This window comes from Paenibacillus ginsengihumi DSM 21568, assembly GCF_000380965.1.
Taxonomy (GTDB): domain Bacteria; phylum Bacillota; class Bacilli; order Paenibacillales; family NBRC-103111; genus Paenibacillus_G; species Paenibacillus_G ginsengihumi.
The window spans coordinates 25,338-42,718 of record NZ_KB905574.1; the positions used below are offsets into that span (position 1 = coordinate 25,338).

General features: G+C 57.3%; 13 protein-coding genes and 1 pseudogene. 10 read left to right on the forward strand and 4 right to left on the reverse strand.

Annotated features, from left to right (window positions below):
• Positions 1-160: 160 nt before the first annotated feature.
• Genes F591_RS0114530 through F591_RS0114540 form a run of 3 tightly spaced genes read right to left on the reverse strand, consistent with a single transcriptional unit; the run spans position 161 to position 3,626 of the window.
• Positions 161-997: a sugar ABC transporter permease gene (locus F591_RS0114530; RefSeq protein WP_019535348.1), complete on the reverse strand. Its 837-nt coding sequence runs from the start codon at positions 995-997 to the stop codon at positions 161-163.
• Positions 994-2,301 carry a sugar ABC transporter permease gene (locus F591_RS0114535; protein WP_019535349.1) on the reverse strand — a complete coding sequence of 436 codons (1,308 nt, stop codon included), beginning with the start codon at positions 2,299-2,301 and terminating at the stop codon, positions 994-996. The genes F591_RS0114530 and F591_RS0114535 overlap by 4 nt, the downstream gene beginning before the upstream one ends.
• Positions 2,302-2,321: 20 nt before the next feature.
• Positions 2,322-3,626 carry a sugar ABC transporter substrate-binding protein gene (locus tag F591_RS0114540; protein ID WP_019535350.1) on the reverse strand — a complete coding sequence of 435 codons (1,305 nt, stop codon included), beginning with the start codon at positions 3,624-3,626 and terminating at the stop codon, positions 2,322-2,324.
• Between the two features lie 529 nt (positions 3,627-4,155).
• Between F591_RS0114540 and F591_RS0114545 the strand changes: the two genes are divergently transcribed.
• The 8 genes and pseudogenes from F591_RS0114545 to F591_RS28175 all read left to right on the forward strand — a co-directional run bounded on the left by F591_RS0114545 (position 4,156) and on the right by F591_RS28175 (position 14,407).
• Positions 4,156-5,952 (forward strand): glycoside hydrolase family 13 protein, encoded by a 1,797-nt coding sequence (locus F591_RS0114545; protein ID WP_019535351.1) that lies wholly within the window; start codon positions 4,156-4,158, stop codon positions 5,950-5,952.
• A gap of 60 nt (positions 5,953-6,012) precedes the next feature.
• A pseudogene (locus tag F591_RS32845) lies at positions 6,013-6,290 on the forward strand (carbohydrate-binding module family 20 domain-containing protein); the annotation flags it as partial.
• Between the two features lie 234 nt (positions 6,291-6,524).
• The gene (locus F591_RS0114550; protein ID WP_019535352.1) at positions 6,525-7,130 is read left to right on the forward strand and encodes a pentapeptide repeat-containing protein; all 606 of its coding nucleotides are present in this window, start codon (positions 6,525-6,527) and stop codon (positions 7,128-7,130) included.
• Positions 7,131-7,200: 70 nt separating this feature from the next.
• Complete coding sequence (locus F591_RS0114555) at positions 7,201-7,770, forward strand: suppressor of fused domain protein (RefSeq protein WP_019535353.1); 570 nt, start codon at positions 7,201-7,203, stop codon at positions 7,768-7,770.
• Between the two features lie 165 nt (positions 7,771-7,935).
• Positions 7,936-9,207 (forward strand): stalk domain-containing protein, encoded by a 1,272-nt coding sequence (locus F591_RS0114560; protein WP_019535354.1) that lies wholly within the window; start codon positions 7,936-7,938, stop codon positions 9,205-9,207.
• A 223-nt stretch (positions 9,208-9,430) separates the two neighbouring features.
• On the forward strand, positions 9,431-9,820 hold the full coding sequence (locus F591_RS33410; RefSeq protein ID WP_156829581.1) for a hypothetical protein: 390 nt from the start codon (positions 9,431-9,433) through the stop codon (positions 9,818-9,820).
• A gap of 915 nt (positions 9,821-10,735) precedes the next feature.
• On the forward strand, positions 10,736-11,779 hold the full coding sequence (locus F591_RS0114565) for a dienelactone hydrolase family protein (RefSeq protein WP_019535355.1): 1,044 nt from the start codon (positions 10,736-10,738) through the stop codon (positions 11,777-11,779).
• Positions 11,780-12,121: 342 nt separating this feature from the next.
• The gene (locus F591_RS28175) at positions 12,122-14,407 is read left to right on the forward strand and encodes a heavy metal translocating P-type ATPase (RefSeq protein WP_019535356.1); all 2,286 of its coding nucleotides are present in this window, start codon (positions 12,122-12,124) and stop codon (positions 14,405-14,407) included.
• Here F591_RS28175 and F591_RS0114575 read toward each other — a convergent pair.
• On the reverse strand, positions 14,391-14,843 hold the full coding sequence (locus tag F591_RS0114575; protein WP_026326625.1) for a hypothetical protein: 453 nt from the start codon (positions 14,841-14,843) through the stop codon (positions 14,391-14,393). The two genes, F591_RS28175 and F591_RS0114575, sit on opposite strands and share 17 nt — an antisense overlap.
• Before the next feature lie 513 nt (positions 14,844-15,356).
• Between F591_RS0114575 and rpoD the strand changes: the two genes are divergently transcribed.
• Both rpoD and F591_RS0114590 read left to right on the forward strand, forming a co-directional pair.
• The gene (gene rpoD / locus F591_RS0114585; RefSeq protein WP_026326626.1) at positions 15,357-16,475 is read left to right on the forward strand and encodes an RNA polymerase sigma factor RpoD; all 1,119 of its coding nucleotides are present in this window, start codon (positions 15,357-15,359) and stop codon (positions 16,473-16,475) included.
• Between the two features lie 134 nt (positions 16,476-16,609).
• Positions 16,610-17,221: a hypothetical protein gene (locus F591_RS0114590; protein ID WP_019535360.1), complete on the forward strand. Its 612-nt coding sequence runs from the start codon at positions 16,610-16,612 to the stop codon at positions 17,219-17,221.
• The last annotated feature ends 160 nt before the right edge of the window (positions 17,222-17,381 follow it).

Here is a 17,381-nt window from a genome sequence, read left to right on the forward strand (position 1 = left end):
AACAAGAAGCGGTGCCGCTTTCGGGCACCGCTTTTTTGCCGCTCAAAACGATCGATTCTGGCATTGTCACGCTGGCAAGCAGCCTGATGCCGCATGTTTGGCTACCCGATTCAGCGTATCGGGCCAAGCAGCGCCCGTTCCGTTTCGTTACCTGTTTAAGCTATCCTTTGGAAGCTCCCGCAGTGAGGCCCTCGACCAGGAAGCGCTGCAGGAACAGAAACAGCAGCGTCACCGGAAGCGCGACCAGCACCGCCCCGGCAGCAAACAAAGTAAATTCGGTTGAATTGCGCTGGCTTACCATCTGATACAATCCGACGGCGAGCGTCCGCTGTTCCTCCGTGCGCAGCACCAGCTCGGCAAAAATAAAATCGACGAAGCTGCCATTGAAGATCATCAGGCTGGCATAAGTCAGCATAGGCCGCGACAGCGGAATCATGATGAAGAAGAACAGGGTCATATGGCTTGCGCCGTCGATGCGCGCCGCATCCTCCAGGCTGCGCGGGATCGTATCGAAAAAGCCTTTGGCCACAAAGACGTTCGTTACGATCGCTCCGCTGCTGTAGACGAGGACGAGCGCCCAGTGGGAATTGAGCAGATTCATAGCGTTGAGCAGCACATAGATCGCGATCATTGCCATAAAGCCCGGAAACATTTGCAGCACCAGCAGCGTGGACAAGGTCGTTTTGCGGCCGGCAAACCGGTATCGGGAGATGGCGTAGGAGGCAAGAAGCAGCAAGAAGGTGCCGAGTACCGTAGACAGCGCGGCAATCTTGAGCGTGTTCATAAACCATACCGGGTAATGCGTATTTTGAAACAAATTGCGGTAATGCTCGAGAGTAAATTCGCGCGGAATCAGCGTTTCGCTGAACAGGCTGTTGCCCGTCTTAAACGAGGACATCACAATCCAGAAGGCCGGAAACAGGCTGATACAGCTGAGCATCACCAGCAGAGCGTAGCTGAGCGTTAATTTCGTCCTGGCGGCTGTCCGTCGGTTCATGCGATCATGTCCTCCTCTTTATAGGAACGGGTTCTGCGGTAGCTCCAGATGGAGAATGCCGCTACGAGCAGAAAAATGATGATGCCTATCACCGATGCGAAGCTGTACTGCGACTGGTTAAGAGCTAGCTTGTAGAGCCAGGTCACGAGCAGGTCAGTATGGCCGGCATACTGGTAATTGGCGTTGACCGGATCGCCGCTCGTCAGAAGATAGATGACGTTGAAGTTATTCATATTGCCGGCAAATTGCATGATCAGAACAGGCGCTGTCGCATACAGCACCATCGGCATCGTGATCATCCGGAACTTCTGAAACGCTCCCGCTCCGTCCACCTCCGCCGCTTCGTACAAATCCTTGGGTATCGTCGTCAGCACGCCGATCGCCAAAATCATCGTGACCGGAATGCCGAGCCACATATTGGCCAGAATGACCGTCACCTTGGCCCAGAACGGGTCTGTCAGCCACGGCAGCCCCTTCAGGCCAACTGCCTGCAAATAAACGTTCACCGGACCGAACTGGCTGTTGAACATATTGCGCATCACAAGCAGCGAGATCATGCTCGGGATCGCAAAGGGAATGATCAGCATCGTGCGCCACAGCTTCTTGAAACGGATACCCGGCTGTTCAATCAGCACTGCCACGAGGACGCCGCCGACATAGGTGGTGAAAGTGGCAATGACGGCCCAGGTGAGCGTCCAGGTCAACACGCCGACGAAGGTCGTTCTCCATACGTTCAGATTGACCATCTTGGCAAAATTGTCAAAGCCTACCCAGTCGACCAGATGGGCCGGCGGCAAAATCGGATCGGCATAATTGGTGAAAGCGAGCAGGATGGAAAAAATAATCGGCAAAATCGTCAGGAACAGCACCGACACTGCCGGCAGCGCCAGCACGAGATAGGCAAAGTGCTTGCGGTTAAGCTCCCGCAGCGACTCATAAAAACGATGGGGCGGCACCCCCTGGTCGCGCGAGCGTCCGACCAGGTAAGCATCCCGGACATTTAGCAAATATACCGCTGCAAACAGCAGGAGGGCCAGCAGCGCCATCAGGCCTTCCACCATCATGAAGATCGAGTGATCGCCCTCCACCAGCTTGGTCAGCTTGCCTGCCTTGACCATCCTGCTCGGCTCGACCCCCAGTGTAATCAAGCCGTATAGGTAATCCTTCAGATAAAACGCGATACCGTAAATCCCGGCCGCATAACCGGCCAGCAGCAGCAGTCCTTTTCCATACTGGCGATGATAGATTTGTCCCAGACCCATCATGAGGATGGAAAGGATAACGGCTTTTGTCCGATGCTGCATTCCGTTAACCCCCTTCCATGTTACTTCCTGTAAATATCCGCTTGAATCGTCTTCACAGTCTGGTCGAGCGTCTGCTTCACATCGAGGCTCGGATCGTCCCATACGGAGATGAACGCTGCCTTGAGCGGGTCCCATACCGAATTGACCTCAGAGATCGACGGCATCGGGATGGATTGCTGGAACTGCTGGAAGAAGCCGCTCATGATCGGGTCGCTCTGCAGCTCCGGCGCTTCTCCGGCTTCGATATGGGCCGGAATCGCTCCGGTCATCCTATAGTTTTTCAGCTGATTTTCCTTGCTGCTGGCAAAATGCGCAAACATCCGCGCCGCGATCGGATAATTGCTGTACGAATTGACATAATACGATTTCACTCCGGAGAAGGAGAGCGAGGGCTTGCCGTCAGGCGTTGCCGGCAGCGGCGCGACGCCGAAGTTGACCTTGTCCTTGAAGGCCGCCACCGACCATGGGCCGTCGATATTCAAGGCCAGCTTGCCCTCCTGGAACAGCTGGGTCTTCACATCGTAGGTCACATCGCCTGCCTTCATCGGCAAAATGCTGCGCAGACTTTGCAGGAAGGTGAAGCCTCTGATCGTTCCTTCCTTGTTAAGCCCGATATCTTCAGGATTCGTATTGTTATCGCCAAAAATATATCCGCCAAAGCTGCCGATGAACGGATATGTGTAATAGCCGACGAACTCCCACATGATCGCGTATTTATTTTGCTTCGGATCATTGTAGGCTTTGGCAAACTCGATCACGTCCTCCCATGTTTTCGGCGCTTCAGGCATCAGGTTCTTGTTGTAAAATAATCCGTAGGTTTCCACCGATTTGGGATAGCCGTACAGCACTCCTTCATAGGACGAGGCCTCCAAAGCCGCTTTAACCATGGATGCGCGCGTCTCCTCCTCGAACAGATCGTTCGGCAGTAGCAATCCCGCCTTGACCGCTTGACCGATCTGGTCATGGGGCAGCGTCAGTATGTCCGCAGCCAGCTTGGCCGGGCCGTCTGTCGCCAGGCGGCCGCCTTGCTGGCCGCCAGCCAGCTCCTCGACCGTAACCGGAATGCCGTATTCGGCTTCAAAAGCTTGCGCGAGCTGCCGCATATACTCCAGCTGCTCCTTCGCTTCCCATACGACCAGCTTCGCTCCTTGCTCCGGAGCAAATTCTTCTTCTCCTGCCGACGCCACGCCCATGCTTCCAGCGTTCCCGGGACCTGTACCCTCCGGCGTATGGCCCCCTTCGCTGCCGCTGCAGGCAGACATCGCGAGCAGCATCGCCAGACCGATCCGCTTGAATGTCCATCTTTCCTTCGGCGTTTTTCTCATCGTACAACCACCCCTACTTTTTTCATTTAGTGACGCATGCGCGGTTCATGCGCACGCCGTGTCCGCTTGAGCAGGATGCGCTGCTGGCATAAGCACACGCTATCCATAACCGGCAGCGGGCGCGAATGCAAAAAAGGGCACAACCCGCAGCATAAGCCGAGGTTGTACCCTTTCGGATACATTGCCTTTAAATTATCATAGGCGATGGATAACCGTTTGCTTGCCATCATCATACTGCAATTATAAAAACGTTTGCAAACTGCTGCAGTCACGAAATTTGCTTGTCTTTCCTTTGTTATCTTGCGGTATCTCGCTTTTTCGCTATTTTACTTGCTCATACGCTCGATATCCATCTGCCGCGGCCGCTCCCAAAGCTGTTCGCAAAGCGGTTCGTCAGGCGGTTGCCATCGCGGAAACGGTGTGGTAAGATGAAGAAAATTTAAAGGCAATGCAACTTTCGGGTTCAACCTCGGCTTGTTTGGAGGTTGGACCTTTTTTGCGTTTTCATGCCTGAAGGAGGACATTATGGATGATTATGTTGGAAGCGGTATACCATCGCATCGGGCTGAACTGGTCCTATGCGTATAACGAATCGACGGCGCATATCCGGCTGCGCACGAAGCGCGGCAATGTAGCACGGGTGGAGCTGGTGTGCGGCGACAAGTACAGCTGGGAGAAATACAACGAGACCGTCGCCATGGAGCGGTTCGCTTCAGACAGCCTGTTCGATTACTGGCAAGCCTCTGTCGCGCCGCGGTTTCGGCGGTTCGTCTATTATTTTGCCCTTCACGAGGAAGCGGGCGAGACGGTCTATTTTCTGGAGAAGGGCTTCTTCGACAAGCCGCCGAGGATTCGGTATGAGGGGCTGTTTGATTTCCCTTATCTAAGCCCCGAGGATGTTCACTCCCCGCCGGAATGGGTCAAGGATGCTGTGTTTTACCAGATTTTCCCCGAACGCTTCGCCAAGGGCGACCCGTCCATCGACCCGGAAGGGGTGCTGGAATGGGGCGGCGTGCCAAGCCCGAGCAATTTTTTTGGCGGCGATCTGCAGGGGGTGCTTGACCATCTGGACCATCTCACCGATTTGGGAGTCAACGCGATCTATTTCAATCCGTTGTTCGCTGCGACGACCAATCACAAATACGATACGCGCGATTATATGCTCGTCGATCCGCATTTCGGCACGAAAGAGAAGCTGAAGGAGCTGGTCGATGCTTGCCACGCGCGGGGCATCCGCGTATTGCTGGACGGCGTGTTCAACCATTGCGGCAGCATGTTCCCGCCGTTTGTCGATGTGCAGCAGAACGGCCCCGCCTCCCGCTATGCCGACTGGTTTCATATTGAGCAATGGCCGCTCAAGGTCGAAAATGGCATCCCGAGCTACGCCACCTTCGGCTTCGAACCGAGGATGCCGAAGCTCAATACGGGCAATGAGGAAGTCAAGTCCTATCTGCTGGAGGTCGGCCGGTACTGGACCGGCGAGCTGGGTTTGGACGGTTGGCGGCTGGACGTGGCCAACGAGGTGGATCACCAGTTCTGGCGCGAGTTCCGCCGGGAGATCAAGAAGGTGAACCCGGAGGCTTATCTGGTCGGGGAGATTATGCACGATGCGATGCCGTGGCTTCAGGGCGACCAGTTCGACGCCGTGATGAATTACCCGTTCACCAATATCGTGCTTGATTTCTTCGCCAGAAGGCGCACCAACGCCAGCCAATTTGCCCAGTGCATCAATGCCCAGCTGGCCAGCTTCCCGCAGCAGGTCAGCGAGGCGGCCTTCAATCTGCTGGGCAGCCACGATACCGTCAGGCTGCTGACGCTGTGCGGGGGCAACAAGCGGCTGATGAAGCTGGCCGTGCTGTTCCAGCTGACTTTTCAGGGAGTGCCCTGCATCTACTACGGGGACGAGATCGGCCTCGACGGCGAGCATGATCCCTACAACCGCAAATGCATGGAGTGGGACCCCGCGAAGCAGGATCGCGAGCTGCTGGACTTTTTCCGCCGCACTATCGCCCTGCGCAAGGCTTACCCAGCGCTGCGCGGCAGCGGCCTTCGCTTTCTGGAGGCTCCCGGGCATCCGCAGCTGCTCGCTTATGAACGGCACGACGCCCGCGACCGCTTCCTCCTGCTGCTGAACAATGACGAGACCGCCTGCTCGGTCATTGTCCAGGCCGGCGGGCAGAGCGGGCTGTGGCAAGACGCGGGCAGCATCGCCCATGTTCGGACAGACGAGGGAGCGATCCAGATTGCTCTTCCTGCCTTTGGCTATGCCATCCTGCACGCTGCTGCGGATCGCGCCAGCGAAGCGATCCGGTTATTGGCGCAATAGCCCCCGGCCAGGAGCAGCTCAGTCAGATGGAAATCGCGGATTTGTTGTTAATTTGACAGGAACAACGCCAGCACCGTATACGGCGAGAATGTCTACTTGACGGGCAACACGGCGGAGCTTGGGGGCCGGGACCCGAACAAGGCGATCGGCCCGTTATTCAATCAGATCATCGCCGCCTGCCCGGCCTGGTCCTATGATGTCAGCGTGCCTGCCGGAACCGAGCTAGAGTTCAAATTCATCAAAAGAACGGCACGGCTGTCACCCGGGAAGGCGGCGCCAACCACAGCTATACGACGCCAGCCAGCGGTGTCGGCACCGTCGTTGTCGACTGGCAGCCGCAGGTTCTCAGAGGCTCGGGGAGCGCAAAGGTCCGGCCGGGAGGTTCGCCCGGCTGGAGCTTGCCATGTTTGGCTAAAGCGCGCGCGTCTTACGTATTTTGCCGTTTCGCCAGGAACGTATGTTTCCTCTTTGTGCAGCCGTGTGTTACAATGAACGGGTCTGTTCTATAGTACAGGGTACAGGCGACATGTTCGCGCAATTCATCATGGCCGCAAAGCGAGGGCGTATAGATCATGAATAAGGTAGCTGGCAGGGAGTACATCGAGGTTGATTTCAGCGGCGCAGATTTGCGGGAATGGGCATGGGATGGCTGCACGTTCACGAAGTGCGTTTTTCGCGGGGCTCATCTGGACGAGGCGGTTGCATCGGGCTGCATCTTCACTCACTGTGATTTCACGGGCGCAGCGCTGAACGCCTCGACGTATCGCCGATCCGCTTTCACGAACTGCCTGTTTGCAGGGGCAAACCTGTTCATCGCCACTTTCGCCGAATGCAAGACGGTCGGCTCGGATTTTGCGAAGGCGAAGCTGGACGGGATCGCGATCGAAGGGGGAGACTGGTCGTACACCAATCTTCGGCATGCCAATCTGAGCAAGCAGAAGCTGCGCCGAGTCCGGTTCACGGAGGCGGACTTGTCCGATTGCAATCTGGAGAAAGCCGATCTTCGGGATGCCGACTTAAGCCGCGCCGTGCTCAGCAGGGCGCGGGTGGCCGGTGCGGATCTAAGGGGAGCCAAGGTAGACGGGGTCGATTTTACACAGCTTGATATTCGCGGAGCGCGGCTTGATGAGCAGCAGGCGGTCTTGTTCGCGCGCTCTTATGGGGCAAGGATCGACTAGCGGCCTGCTTGCTTCCCATGACTTGGGCCCATGGCACCAGCGTCCTGTCATCTTGTAAAGGAGCAAAAGGATGATTAACTACGGCGAACTCTACTACGACCATTACAGCAAATTTTTAAGCGAGCCTGTTGACCGAGAGGTGTTCAGAAGCACTGCAGAGATGCCAAGTATACAGATATTGAAGTATGAGCATGTTTTTGCAGAATGCCTGGTCTACAACTCGCTTGGATTTTGTAAGTATGAGGATATCGTGGGGGCCAATGTCGAGGTTTCCATGGTCGTCGATGGGGCTTTTCGGAGCACCGGATACCTTCTGGCCAGCGCCTTATTTTTTTGTATCGCTAACAAAATGCCAATAGGCAGGGGGATCGCGGTAAGCGGCATTGAAAGGCTCGATAAAGATTTTGTGCAAAAATACGATAAAAGCGCCATTTATTTTACTGAACCGTATGCTTTCCCGGAGGAATATCGCATTGTGCATACGAACAGCGAGGATCAAGACGGCAGAATGCTGCTGGCCTTTTATATTTCGCAGGCGGAGTGCGAATATTTTGTTCAATACGGAGCTGACAAGTTCGAGGACTTGTTGGAAGAAAAGAACGTGGACCCCTTTCATGTAAGCAGGGCATCCGCAGTTTGAAGGCCCCTTTCGCATCGTCAGATTTTGTTCCTAGGAATTTCGGCCTGCCGCCTTGAGTCTGCGGATTCATTTTTGCCAATCCCAAAAGGAATCTGCCTCCTTATCGCGAATTAGCTCCTCTTGGATATCATATCCATTTCGTATAAGACATCCAGGAGGGGTAAGATGAAAAGAACAAGACGACTGATCACGGGCGCTGTGCTTGCTTGCGCGCTGACGCTGGCCTTTGTCCCGGCTTGGCCGGCCCCGCAGGCCTATGCGGCCAAAGCCAACGATTCGTTCATCGAGGAGATCGGGCGGCGTTACGACGAGTTGGAAAGCAAGTACCGCAATCTTTACGAAGCGGATAAGAAAAAATTTACCGAGGCCTACGATGCGTTCTACAAGCAGATTCATGACGAGCAGGAAACGTTCAACCGGCTGGTCAAGGACGATTTGGACGCGCTCGCGGATTTGCTGGGACGAGACCACGCCAGCTTGTCAGATCAATACACCAGCCGCACCTATAAGGAACCTTTGAACGTCTACAAGCGGCAGATCAACCCGAATTACACGTCGGGCGCTATGTGGAAATACGCGACGGCAGCCAATGAAAATTACACGTCGAGCACGCATTGGCGTTTTCATACGCAAATTAACGAAAATTACAACTCGTCTTTGATGTGGCATTATCATAATGAGCTCAATCCCCATTATTCCAGCAGCACGATGTGGAACTACAGCAACCAAATGAATCCGAACTATTCCAACTCCGCCATGTGGAAGCTTCGCAATGAATCCAATCCGAGCTATAGCGGGGGCACGATGTGGAAATATCGGATCGGTAAGCTGACGCGGGCCCAGGCGGAGCAGCAGATGAACGCGGTGCTCACCGAAGGCGAGGAGAGGCTGCAGGAAATCCGCGCTGAATCCGTCGCTTCGTTGGAGAAGACGCAGCAGGACACGCAGCGGAAATTGACGGAGCTGCGGGATGAGACTGTCGGGAAGGTGCTGGAGCAGCGGGCAAGCTCGCTGGATGAAATCATGAGCATCCGGGAACGCCATTTTGGCGGGAAGCTTGCGATCAAGCCGCTCGTCATCAGCTTCGATAAGATCAAGGTGGTCATCGACGGCGAATTGCAGCGGTTCGAGCAGCCTCCGGTCAACAAGGACGGTAGCGTGCTGGTGCCGATGCGGGCCATCTTCGAGAAGCTGGGAGCGAAGATTACCTGGAACGACACGGAACGCTCCGTAACGGCCGTCAAAGGGGACGTCACGATCTATTTGCAGATCGGCAGCACGGAGCCGACGGTGAACGGCGTCGCGAAGCCGCTGGAGGTGCCGGCTCAGCTCGTCAATTCCTACACGATGGTGCCGGTTCGCTTCATCAGCGAGTCGCTCGGCGCGGAGGTCGATTGGGACCAGGCTACCCAGACCGTCTATATTAGGACGAAGTAATCATTCGTCATCGATGAAGCCCGAATCCGGTATGCCGGCAGGGCTTCTTTAATTTGAACGCTGCGGAAAGTTTAACTTCGCTAAAGGCTTCAAGCGAAGTGCGAGTAAGGCGCCGCAGAGAGAGCCGCCTATGCCGAGTGATTCTTCTCGTCATCGGACGTCACCTGCGGTGTTGAAATTTTGGCCTTGTGGATTACCGCCAAATTTTCGGGGAGAGCCGCCTATGCCGAGCGATTCTTCTCGTCATCGGACGTCACCTGCGGTGTTGAAATTTTGGCCTTGTGGATTACCGCCAAATTTTCAAGAGAGAGTCGCCCATTCCGCTCGCGCAGCACCATCAGATGATGAAAATATGCCGCGGGCCCGGCGCTATTTTCAAGAGAGCCAGCGAATGTTGTATTTTGTACAACAAAAACCGGGAGATAAACCCTATTTACGGCGTAATGTTGTAGAACGTGCAACAATTTGGGCGATGTGCCTCGGTTTGAAGCCCATCGCGCCCAAATTGTTGTACAAAATACAACTTTCCCCTTCCTCCGGCCCGAAATATAATGAAAATGTTGCATTTTTTGCAGGATTTGCCGCTCATATGCCCGGGGAGGGGGCGTGCTAACGCGGAGTTCGACTGCTAACGTGAAACTCGAACAACTAGCGCGCAGCTCGAACGCTAACGCGAAGTTCGACCGCTACTTTTCGGGGGCCGTCGATTGAGCATCCCGCCGCAGTAAAGTATGCCTTGCCGAGAGTAAGGATTTTTTCGCCAACTTTCCGGGGGCGCGAAGAACGGAAGAATGGCTAGAAGCTGCCAGTCTGTGAGGGGGTCCATCGGAAGTGTGCCGGGACTCGCGACAAAAGCAAAGGCGGATTGCTCGGCTTGCTTCCGGGTCGCGGCAAAAGCAAAGGCGACTCGCGCGGCTCGCTTGCTTTCGTTTGGCTTTTGGCCTGGCTAACGCCAGCCAGAGAGCTTATTTCACTCGAAACGCTCCTAAAGCAAGTGAGCGGCCTTATTTGGCATTTTTGGCGACCGGATTCAGCGTTTTGGACAAAATAGCGCTACCCAGTTTCGTTACATTTCCAGGAGGCTACGTTTCAGCAAAATAGCGTTTGTCACAAGCGTTAGAGATGATATTGCAATCCGGAAGGTTCCAGAAGGCGCCGCTTTTCGTTCCCGGCCAGCTTTTCCGTACCGCGATGCCTCGCTTTATGCTGCCTAGGCCATGCCTTGCGGTTTGAGCTATACATTTTGCGGAAAAGATGCTCTGTTGCATGATGCGGCCGGTACAAGCAGCGGCTTGCTGTGGCGGCAATGGGCTGCCGACTTGGCCGCTTGGGTCGCCGCTCTGCTTCGCTTCATACCCCAACGTCGCGGGGGAGGGCGAAGCTGGAGACAAAGTTGTGCGCTAACGCGGAATACAGGGACTGTCCAGCCGTCCCCGCTTGCAGTTTTCGGAAGGCAGCCAAAAGGGTATATTTTCCTGAAGCAAGCGATTATAATGGGGGTGTCATCTCACAAGGAGGCGAAAGCTTGATGGTGAAACCGGATGGTTATTTGGAGCGGATATATGACGAGTTGCAGCGCCGAAGGGAAGAAGAGAGCGGCTCCTGGAAGGACGGGAGGGACCGCTTGCTGGAGAAGCTGAAGCAGGCGCTTGGAGAGTTCGAATATTCGCCAGGGGGCGGGGAGCCGTTTGAGCCGGTTCTTCTGGAGAGGGTCGAGCTGGAGGAGGCGGTTCGCGAACGGGTCGAATTCGCGACGTTCGGCGGACTGAGGATGCCGGCTTACGTCATGATTCCGAAAGCGTTGAAGCCTGGGGAGCGGGCCCCCGGCGTGCTGCTATGGCATGGGCACGGATACGGCAGCCGGTCGGTCGTCGGACTTCAGGAGGACGGCAGTCCGCGGCCGGCAACGGGCAAACTGTCGGATAACATCGCGCTGGAATTGGCACGCAGAGGCCTCGTCGTCATCGCGCCGGAGGTCGTCGGGTTCGGGGACCGCAAGCTGGAGCGTGATCTTGTCAAGGAGCCAACGATTGGCAACTCCTGCTATAACCTGTCGGTCTCGCTGCTAATGACGGGGCGGACGACCGCCGGCTTGCGCGCATACGAGGCGATGAGGGCAGCGGACTATTTGGCATCTCGGCCCGAGGTCGATGCCGAGCGGCTCGGCAACATCGGCCATTCCGGCGGCGGCACGGTCGCTTCGCTGTCGGCAGCGCTGGACTCGCGCATCAAGGCTTCCGTCGTCGGCATATACGGCAATACGTATCGCGGGAGCATTTTGGCGATGCGCCACTGCCTGTGTAATTATATCCCGGGCATCCTGCAGCACGCGGAAATGCCGGATCTGCTCGGCCTGATCGCGCCGCGCGCGCTGTTTATCGAGGCTGGCATCGGCGATCCGATTTTTCCCGCAAATACGGCCCGCGAAGCGGTCCGCCAGCTTAAGGAGATTTATGCGGAGATGGAAGCGGCAGATCGATTTGAAAGCGATTTCTTTGAAGGGAAGCATGAGGTTAGCGGCCGGAAGTCGTTTGAATGGCTGGCGGCGGCGCTGAAGGGCGGCCCGAGCTAATATAGGCTAATACAGGATCATACAGGCTAAAAGTCGGAATAGGCTAAAAGTCGGCAACAGGCTAAAAGTCGGAACAAGATAAAATTCAGAACAGGCTAAAAGTCGGGAAAGGCGGATGCTGCAAAATCATCGCCAGGCAAGCGGCAAGCGGGATTCGGGCCTGGAAGCGGACGGGCCGGCCAACCGCGCCGGTCCGATTCCGCGCCAAGCGAATGCTGCCACGTTTCGCAGGCTGCCTGCGCCGTACGAAGCCGGGGACGCCGCGGGAAGAGTAATAAAACTCGGGCTTGCTCCATATGGTGATAGGGGATGTCCCTCTATACGGATGTGGAGTGATGCACAATGAATACCGCGCCCGAGTTGGAGCGGCTAACGCTGCAGGTTTCGGGGATGACCTGCTCGGCCTGCGCAAACCGCATCGAGAAGAATGTGCAAAAAATGGACGGCGTCGCCTCTGTGTTCGTCAATCTCGTCATGGAGACGGCTTATGTCCGCATCGATCCGTCGCGGGTGAAGGTCCAGGATGTAGCCGACCGGATCGCTCAGCTCGGGTTTCGCGCGTCGATGAAAGAGGCATCGGCAGGCCCGGAGGAAGCGGTTAGCCTGGCCAGCATCTACAAGCGGCGGTTTCTCTTCTCCTTGCTGTTTACGCTTCCGCTGTTGTGGCCGATGCTGCATCATTTTTCGTGGACTTCGTCGCTATGGGTTCCCGATATCCTGCACAACGCTTGGATGCAGCTGCTGCTCGCTACGCCGGTACAGCTGATTTGCGGCTGGCCGTTTCTGGAGGGCGCTTGCCGCTCATTGCGCAGCGGGTCGGCCAATATGGACGTGCTGATTGCACTCGGGACGCTTTCCGCTTATTTGTACAGCCATTATCTTGTTTTTCACCCGGCGGGAGCGGCCGTGAGCGGTCATGGCCATACGCCGCTCTATTTTGAAGCGAGCGCGACGATCATTACGGTCGTCTGGTTCGGCAAATGGCTGGAGGCCAGGGCGCGGCTGCACGTCAGGCAATGGATGGAGGGCTGGACCCATCTGGTGCCGCCGTCGGTTCGCGTGCTGCGGCCCGAAGGGGAGACGTGGGAAGATTCCGCTCGCGTCGCGAAGGGCGATACCGCCATCGTGCTGGCCGGAGAGACGCTTCCGGTGGACGGCGTCGTATTTGCCGGGCAGGGGCTCGTGGACGAGGCGACGCTGAGCGGCGAGAGCCGGCCGCAGGACAAGGCGGCGGGCGACGCCGTATCCGCCGGCACCCGCCTCGTTCGCGGCCGGCTGGAGATTCGCGTGGAGCGGGCCGGGGCGCAGACGTCGCTCGGGCAGATGGTCCGCACGCTGGAGGAGACGCAGACGACGAAGCCGAAGCTCCAGGCGAAGGCGGACCGGGCGGCGGCCTGGTTCGTCCCGGGGATCATCGCGCTGTCGGCGGCGACGTTCTTGTATTGGTACGTGAGCGGCGCTCCCGGCGCCTTCGGCACGGCGCTTTCCCATGCGATCGCGGTCGTCGTGAGCGCCTGTCCTTGCGCGATCGGCATGGCGGCGCCGCTGTCCGTCTTCCTGGCCTCGCGCCAGGCTGCCCGGCTCGGCATCCTGTTCCGCCACGGCGAAGCGCTGGAAAGCTTGAGCCAGGCCGATACGATCCTGTTCGACAAGACCGGTACGGTAACCGAAGGCATTCCGGTCGTCGTCGGCATCGTCGCCAAGGATCGGCCGGCGCGGGAGCTGCTGCGGCTCGCGGCGACGGCGGAGCGGGACGGGGAGCATCCGATCGCCGGCGCTTTCGTCCGCGAAGCCGGGAAACAAGGCGTTCGGCTAGGTGAGGCCGAGCGGATGGAGGAGCTGCCGGGATACGGAATCAGCGCGGCCGTGGAGGGCAGGGAGCTGCTGATCGGCTCCGCAAGGCTGCTGCAAAGCCGCAGCATCCGCTGCCCCCAGCTTCGCGAAATTGCCGAATGGGAGCAGCAGGGAGCGACCGTCGTTCATATCGCCGTTGGCGGCCGTTGGGCCGGCGCGGCCGGCATCCGCGATGCGCTCAGGCCCGGCATTGCCGGTGCGGTGCAGCGGCTGAACGGCCAAGGGCTGCGGCTGCTGCTGGTGACGGGAGACGATCGCGGCACGGCCGGCTTCATCGGTCGGCAAAGCGGATTCAAGGATATTCGGGCAGGCGCCCTTCCGCAGGAGAAGCTGGAGCTCGTTCGGAAGCTGCAAGGCGAAGGCCGCATCGTCGCTTTTGTCGGCGACGGAGTGAACGATTCCCCGGCTATGGCAGCGGCGGCGGTCGGCATCAGCGTGAGCAACGCCGCATCGGCCGCCAAGGAGGCGGCCGATGTGCAAATTTTGCGCGACGATGCGCGCGGGATTGTCGACGCCATCGCCATCAGCCGCAGGGCGCTCGGCAACATCCGCCAAAATCTGACGCTTGCGTTCATCTACAATGCCATGGTCGTTCCCGCCGCGATGGCCGGCCAGCTGGAGCCGTGGGCAGCCGGCTCGGCGATGACCTTGAGCTCGCTGACGGTCGTCTTGAATGCCATGCGCATGGATTACAGCCTGAAGCGGGGACGGCGGCGCCCGGCGGATTTTCCCCGCAGGGAGCGCGGCAAGGCGGCCTTTAGCGCACAGCCGTAAACGCATGCTGCACGACGACTTCGCCTTCCGGCGCCGCGATGCGCACAGCGGCGGACTGCGTCCCTGGCATGAAGGGAATCCCCTGCCCTTCATAGAAGCCGGGCTGCCGCTCGCGCAGCGTAAATTCGCTGGTCCCGCACAGCATCTCCGGCATCGACAGACGGATCGCGATCCGGGCCCCGGTAATCGGCAGCGCCGCCTCGTCCCTGAGCTCGACGGTAAAACGGCTCGGCGACAGCACACGGGCCGGATAATCGTCCATGCTGATGCGAATATCGAATGGCGGGGCCATTGTGTGCGTTTCCGCCGATCCGGATGACGCGGCGTCCGGCCGGATCAGATGATAGCGGAGGATCGCCGCTCCGGCGAAGAGCACAAGTGCGCTTTTCAGCCCGATCGAGATCGCCCGGCTTCCTTTGGCAGGCCACAAGCTCAAGGATTCCACCTCCCATCTCCCGCTAACGCTTTCTCTCTAGTAGTATGGGGCGCACAGCGGGAGTATTCGTTGTTTCTGGGGAAGCGAAGCCAGGGCGAATCGGAGGCTCGAAGAATGTTCGGCGCCGAAGGGCATATACATGGATTGGAACATCCCTGGCCCAAACATGCGCTGTTGTCCTCGGCCAAAATGTTCGCAATCGAAGCTGGCGACCGCTGACGGGAATGATTCATTCATCCAAGTCGTCCACCGTCTATGATCTCTCCGACTGAAAGCCGCGTCATGTCGACGGTCCCGAAGCACGAAAAAAGCTGCACCATATAAGGCGCAGCCTGGAAAGACAAAGTTGTCCGATATAAAATAAACAAATGACTTGATTTTGCATAAAAGGTCGTGCTATAATATTGAAATCATTGCGATGATTAATCAGTTTAATATATTTCATATATAGATTATCACAACATTGGCTGTTTGTCAAGCGGGAAACTATTTCGGGGGAGAGGAAGTTGGATGATGTCGAACGATCATTTGCCGGGATTGGAAGCCGATCGAACGATGGAACTGGTGATGGAGCAGCTGACAGAGCAGGGGAAACAGCGTTCCTCGCTGGCCTCCGAGGAAATTATGGAGCAGCTTGCGCCGTTTGGCCCGAGTCCCGAACAGCTTGACGCATTCCTCGACCGGCTCTCCGAGCTTGGGATTGAAGTGAGCGGCGAGCCGGATGACGGTATGTTGGCGGGGGCGGACAGCCGGGAGCAGGAGAAGCTTGATGTCGGCGGCGAGCTGACATTGCCGCCGGGCATTCGCACGGACGATCCTGTGCGCATGTACTTGAAAGAAATCGGCCGCGTCCAGCTCCTTTCCGCCGAAGAAGAGGTCGAACTGGCCAAGCGAATCGAACAGGGAGACGAGGCGGCCAAGCGCAGGCTGGCTGAAGCGAATCTGCGTCTTGTCGTCAGCATTGCAAGACGTTATGTCGGGCGAGGCATGCTGTTTCTCGATCTCATCCAGGAAGGCAACATGGGCCTCATGAAGGCGGTCGAGAAATTCGACCAGTCGAAGGGCTTCAAATTCAGCACTTACGCGACCTGGTGGATTCGGCAGGCAATTACGCGAGCGATCGCCGACCAGGCCAGAACGATACGCATTCCTGTGCACATGGTGGAAACGATCAACAAGTATCACCGCACGGCCCGCCAGCTTCTGCTTGACAAAGGGCGGGAAGCGACGCCGGAAGAAATCGCCAAGGAAATGGACATTACGCCGGACAAGGTGCGGGAAATTATGAAAATATCCCAGGAGCCCGTCTCGCTGGAAACTCCGGTCGGCGAGGAGAACGATTCGAATTTGGGCGATTTTATCGAGGATCACGAAGCGTTGGCGCCGGCCGATGCGGCCGCCTTCGAACTGCTCAAGGAGCAACTGGAGGATGTGCTCGACACGCTCACGGAACGCGAGGAAAATGTGCTGCGGCTGCGCTTCGGATTGGATGACGGGCGCACGCGCACGCTGGAGGAAGTAGGCAAAGTGTTCGGGGTCACCCGCGAGCGAATCCGCCAGATCGAAGCCAAGGCGCTGCGCAAGCTGAGACATCCGAGCCGCAGCCGACGGCTGAAAGACTTTTTGGAATAATAAGATCGCAATTATACGATGTATCTTAGGAAGAGTCCGTACGAATCGGGCTCTTTTTTTACGTTGCAAAATCAAGAGAGTCAGCTAATGTTGCGTTTTTTGCAGAATTCGTCGTCTCGTGTACCTGAGGGGGCATGGGGAGGGGCAGCGCTAACGCGGAATTTGCCGCTTATGTGAAGTTCGACCGCGAAAGCGGGGGAACCAGAAGCTGGAGGCGTTCGGCCCCGTTGTTCGGGGGGCTGCTAGCGGAGCATCCCCTAACGCTGCAAAACATAGGCGGAATAAAGATTGACATTTTCGCCAGAAGCACATTCGGAACGGCCGCGATGGCGGTATTGTTCTCCGTCGCCGCTTCCTTGATCCTTACGCTGCTGTCTCTGGCGGAAGAGATGACGGAAGCGTGGGGGTGGAACTTCTACTTCTTTCGGCTGCCGTACATCAACAGCGGCCCGGCTGTTCAGCAGGCAGGGACGATTTTCGGCATCATGCTCTCGATTCTTTTTACGGGAATCGGCATAGCCAGCGTCTATCAGCGATACGGGAGGCTCGGCATGCTCGTCTTCTTCACCGGCAGTCTGCTCGTATCCAGCATCGGCTCCGTCATCCTGACCGCAACCGGCATGTGGAGCGAGCTGTTTGGCTGGTTGATAGCTCATTCGGCTGCATCTGTCGCAACGTGGCTTGTGCTGCTGGCGGTCTTATGTGCGCTGCTGTCGCACTGTATGCTGCGCAGAGCGAACGCTTGATGCGGCTTTCTGCGGGAGGGCGCCGGCCGGAACCGATCCCGGAGCGAACTATCGCCATCCGCGAAGCCGTCCCCGGATGAAGCTTGCTGAACCTTCGGCCTGATGCTATTCGCCTCCTTCGCAACATATCATAGTACCAGCAGCTTTTTTAGCTTGGAGG

Coding starts and splice junctions, on each gene's coding strand:
- F591_RS0114530 (WP_019535348.1), bottom strand. CDS start 997: ATGAACCGACGGACAGCCGCCAGGACGAAATTAACGCTCAGCTACGCT.
- F591_RS0114535 (WP_019535349.1), bottom strand. CDS start 2,301: ATGCAGCATCGGACAAAAGCCGTTATCCTTTCCATCCTCATGATGGGT.
- F591_RS0114540 (WP_019535350.1), bottom strand. CDS start 3,626: ATGAGAAAAACGCCGAAGGAAAGATGGACATTCAAGCGGATCGGTCTG.
- F591_RS0114545 (WP_019535351.1), top strand. CDS start 4,156: ATGATTATGTTGGAAGCGGTATACCATCGCATCGGGCTGAACTGGTCC.
- F591_RS0114550 (WP_019535352.1), top strand. CDS start 6,525: ATGAATAAGGTAGCTGGCAGGGAGTACATCGAGGTTGATTTCAGCGGC.
- F591_RS0114555 (WP_019535353.1), top strand. CDS start 7,201: ATGATTAACTACGGCGAACTCTACTACGACCATTACAGCAAATTTTTA.
- F591_RS0114560 (WP_019535354.1), top strand. CDS start 7,936: ATGAAAAGAACAAGACGACTGATCACGGGCGCTGTGCTTGCTTGCGCG.
- F591_RS33410 (WP_156829581.1), top strand. CDS start 9,431: ATGCCGAGCGATTCTTCTCGTCATCGGACGTCACCTGCGGTGTTGAAA.
- F591_RS0114565 (WP_019535355.1), top strand. CDS start 10,736: ATGGTGAAACCGGATGGTTATTTGGAGCGGATATATGACGAGTTGCAG.
- F591_RS28175 (WP_019535356.1), top strand. CDS start 12,122: ATGAATACCGCGCCCGAGTTGGAGCGGCTAACGCTGCAGGTTTCGGGG.
- rpoD (WP_026326626.1), top strand. CDS start 15,357: ATGTCGAACGATCATTTGCCGGGATTGGAAGCCGATCGAACGATGGAA.
- F591_RS0114590 (WP_019535360.1), top strand. CDS start 16,610: ATGGGGAGGGGCAGCGCTAACGCGGAATTTGCCGCTTATGTGAAGTTC.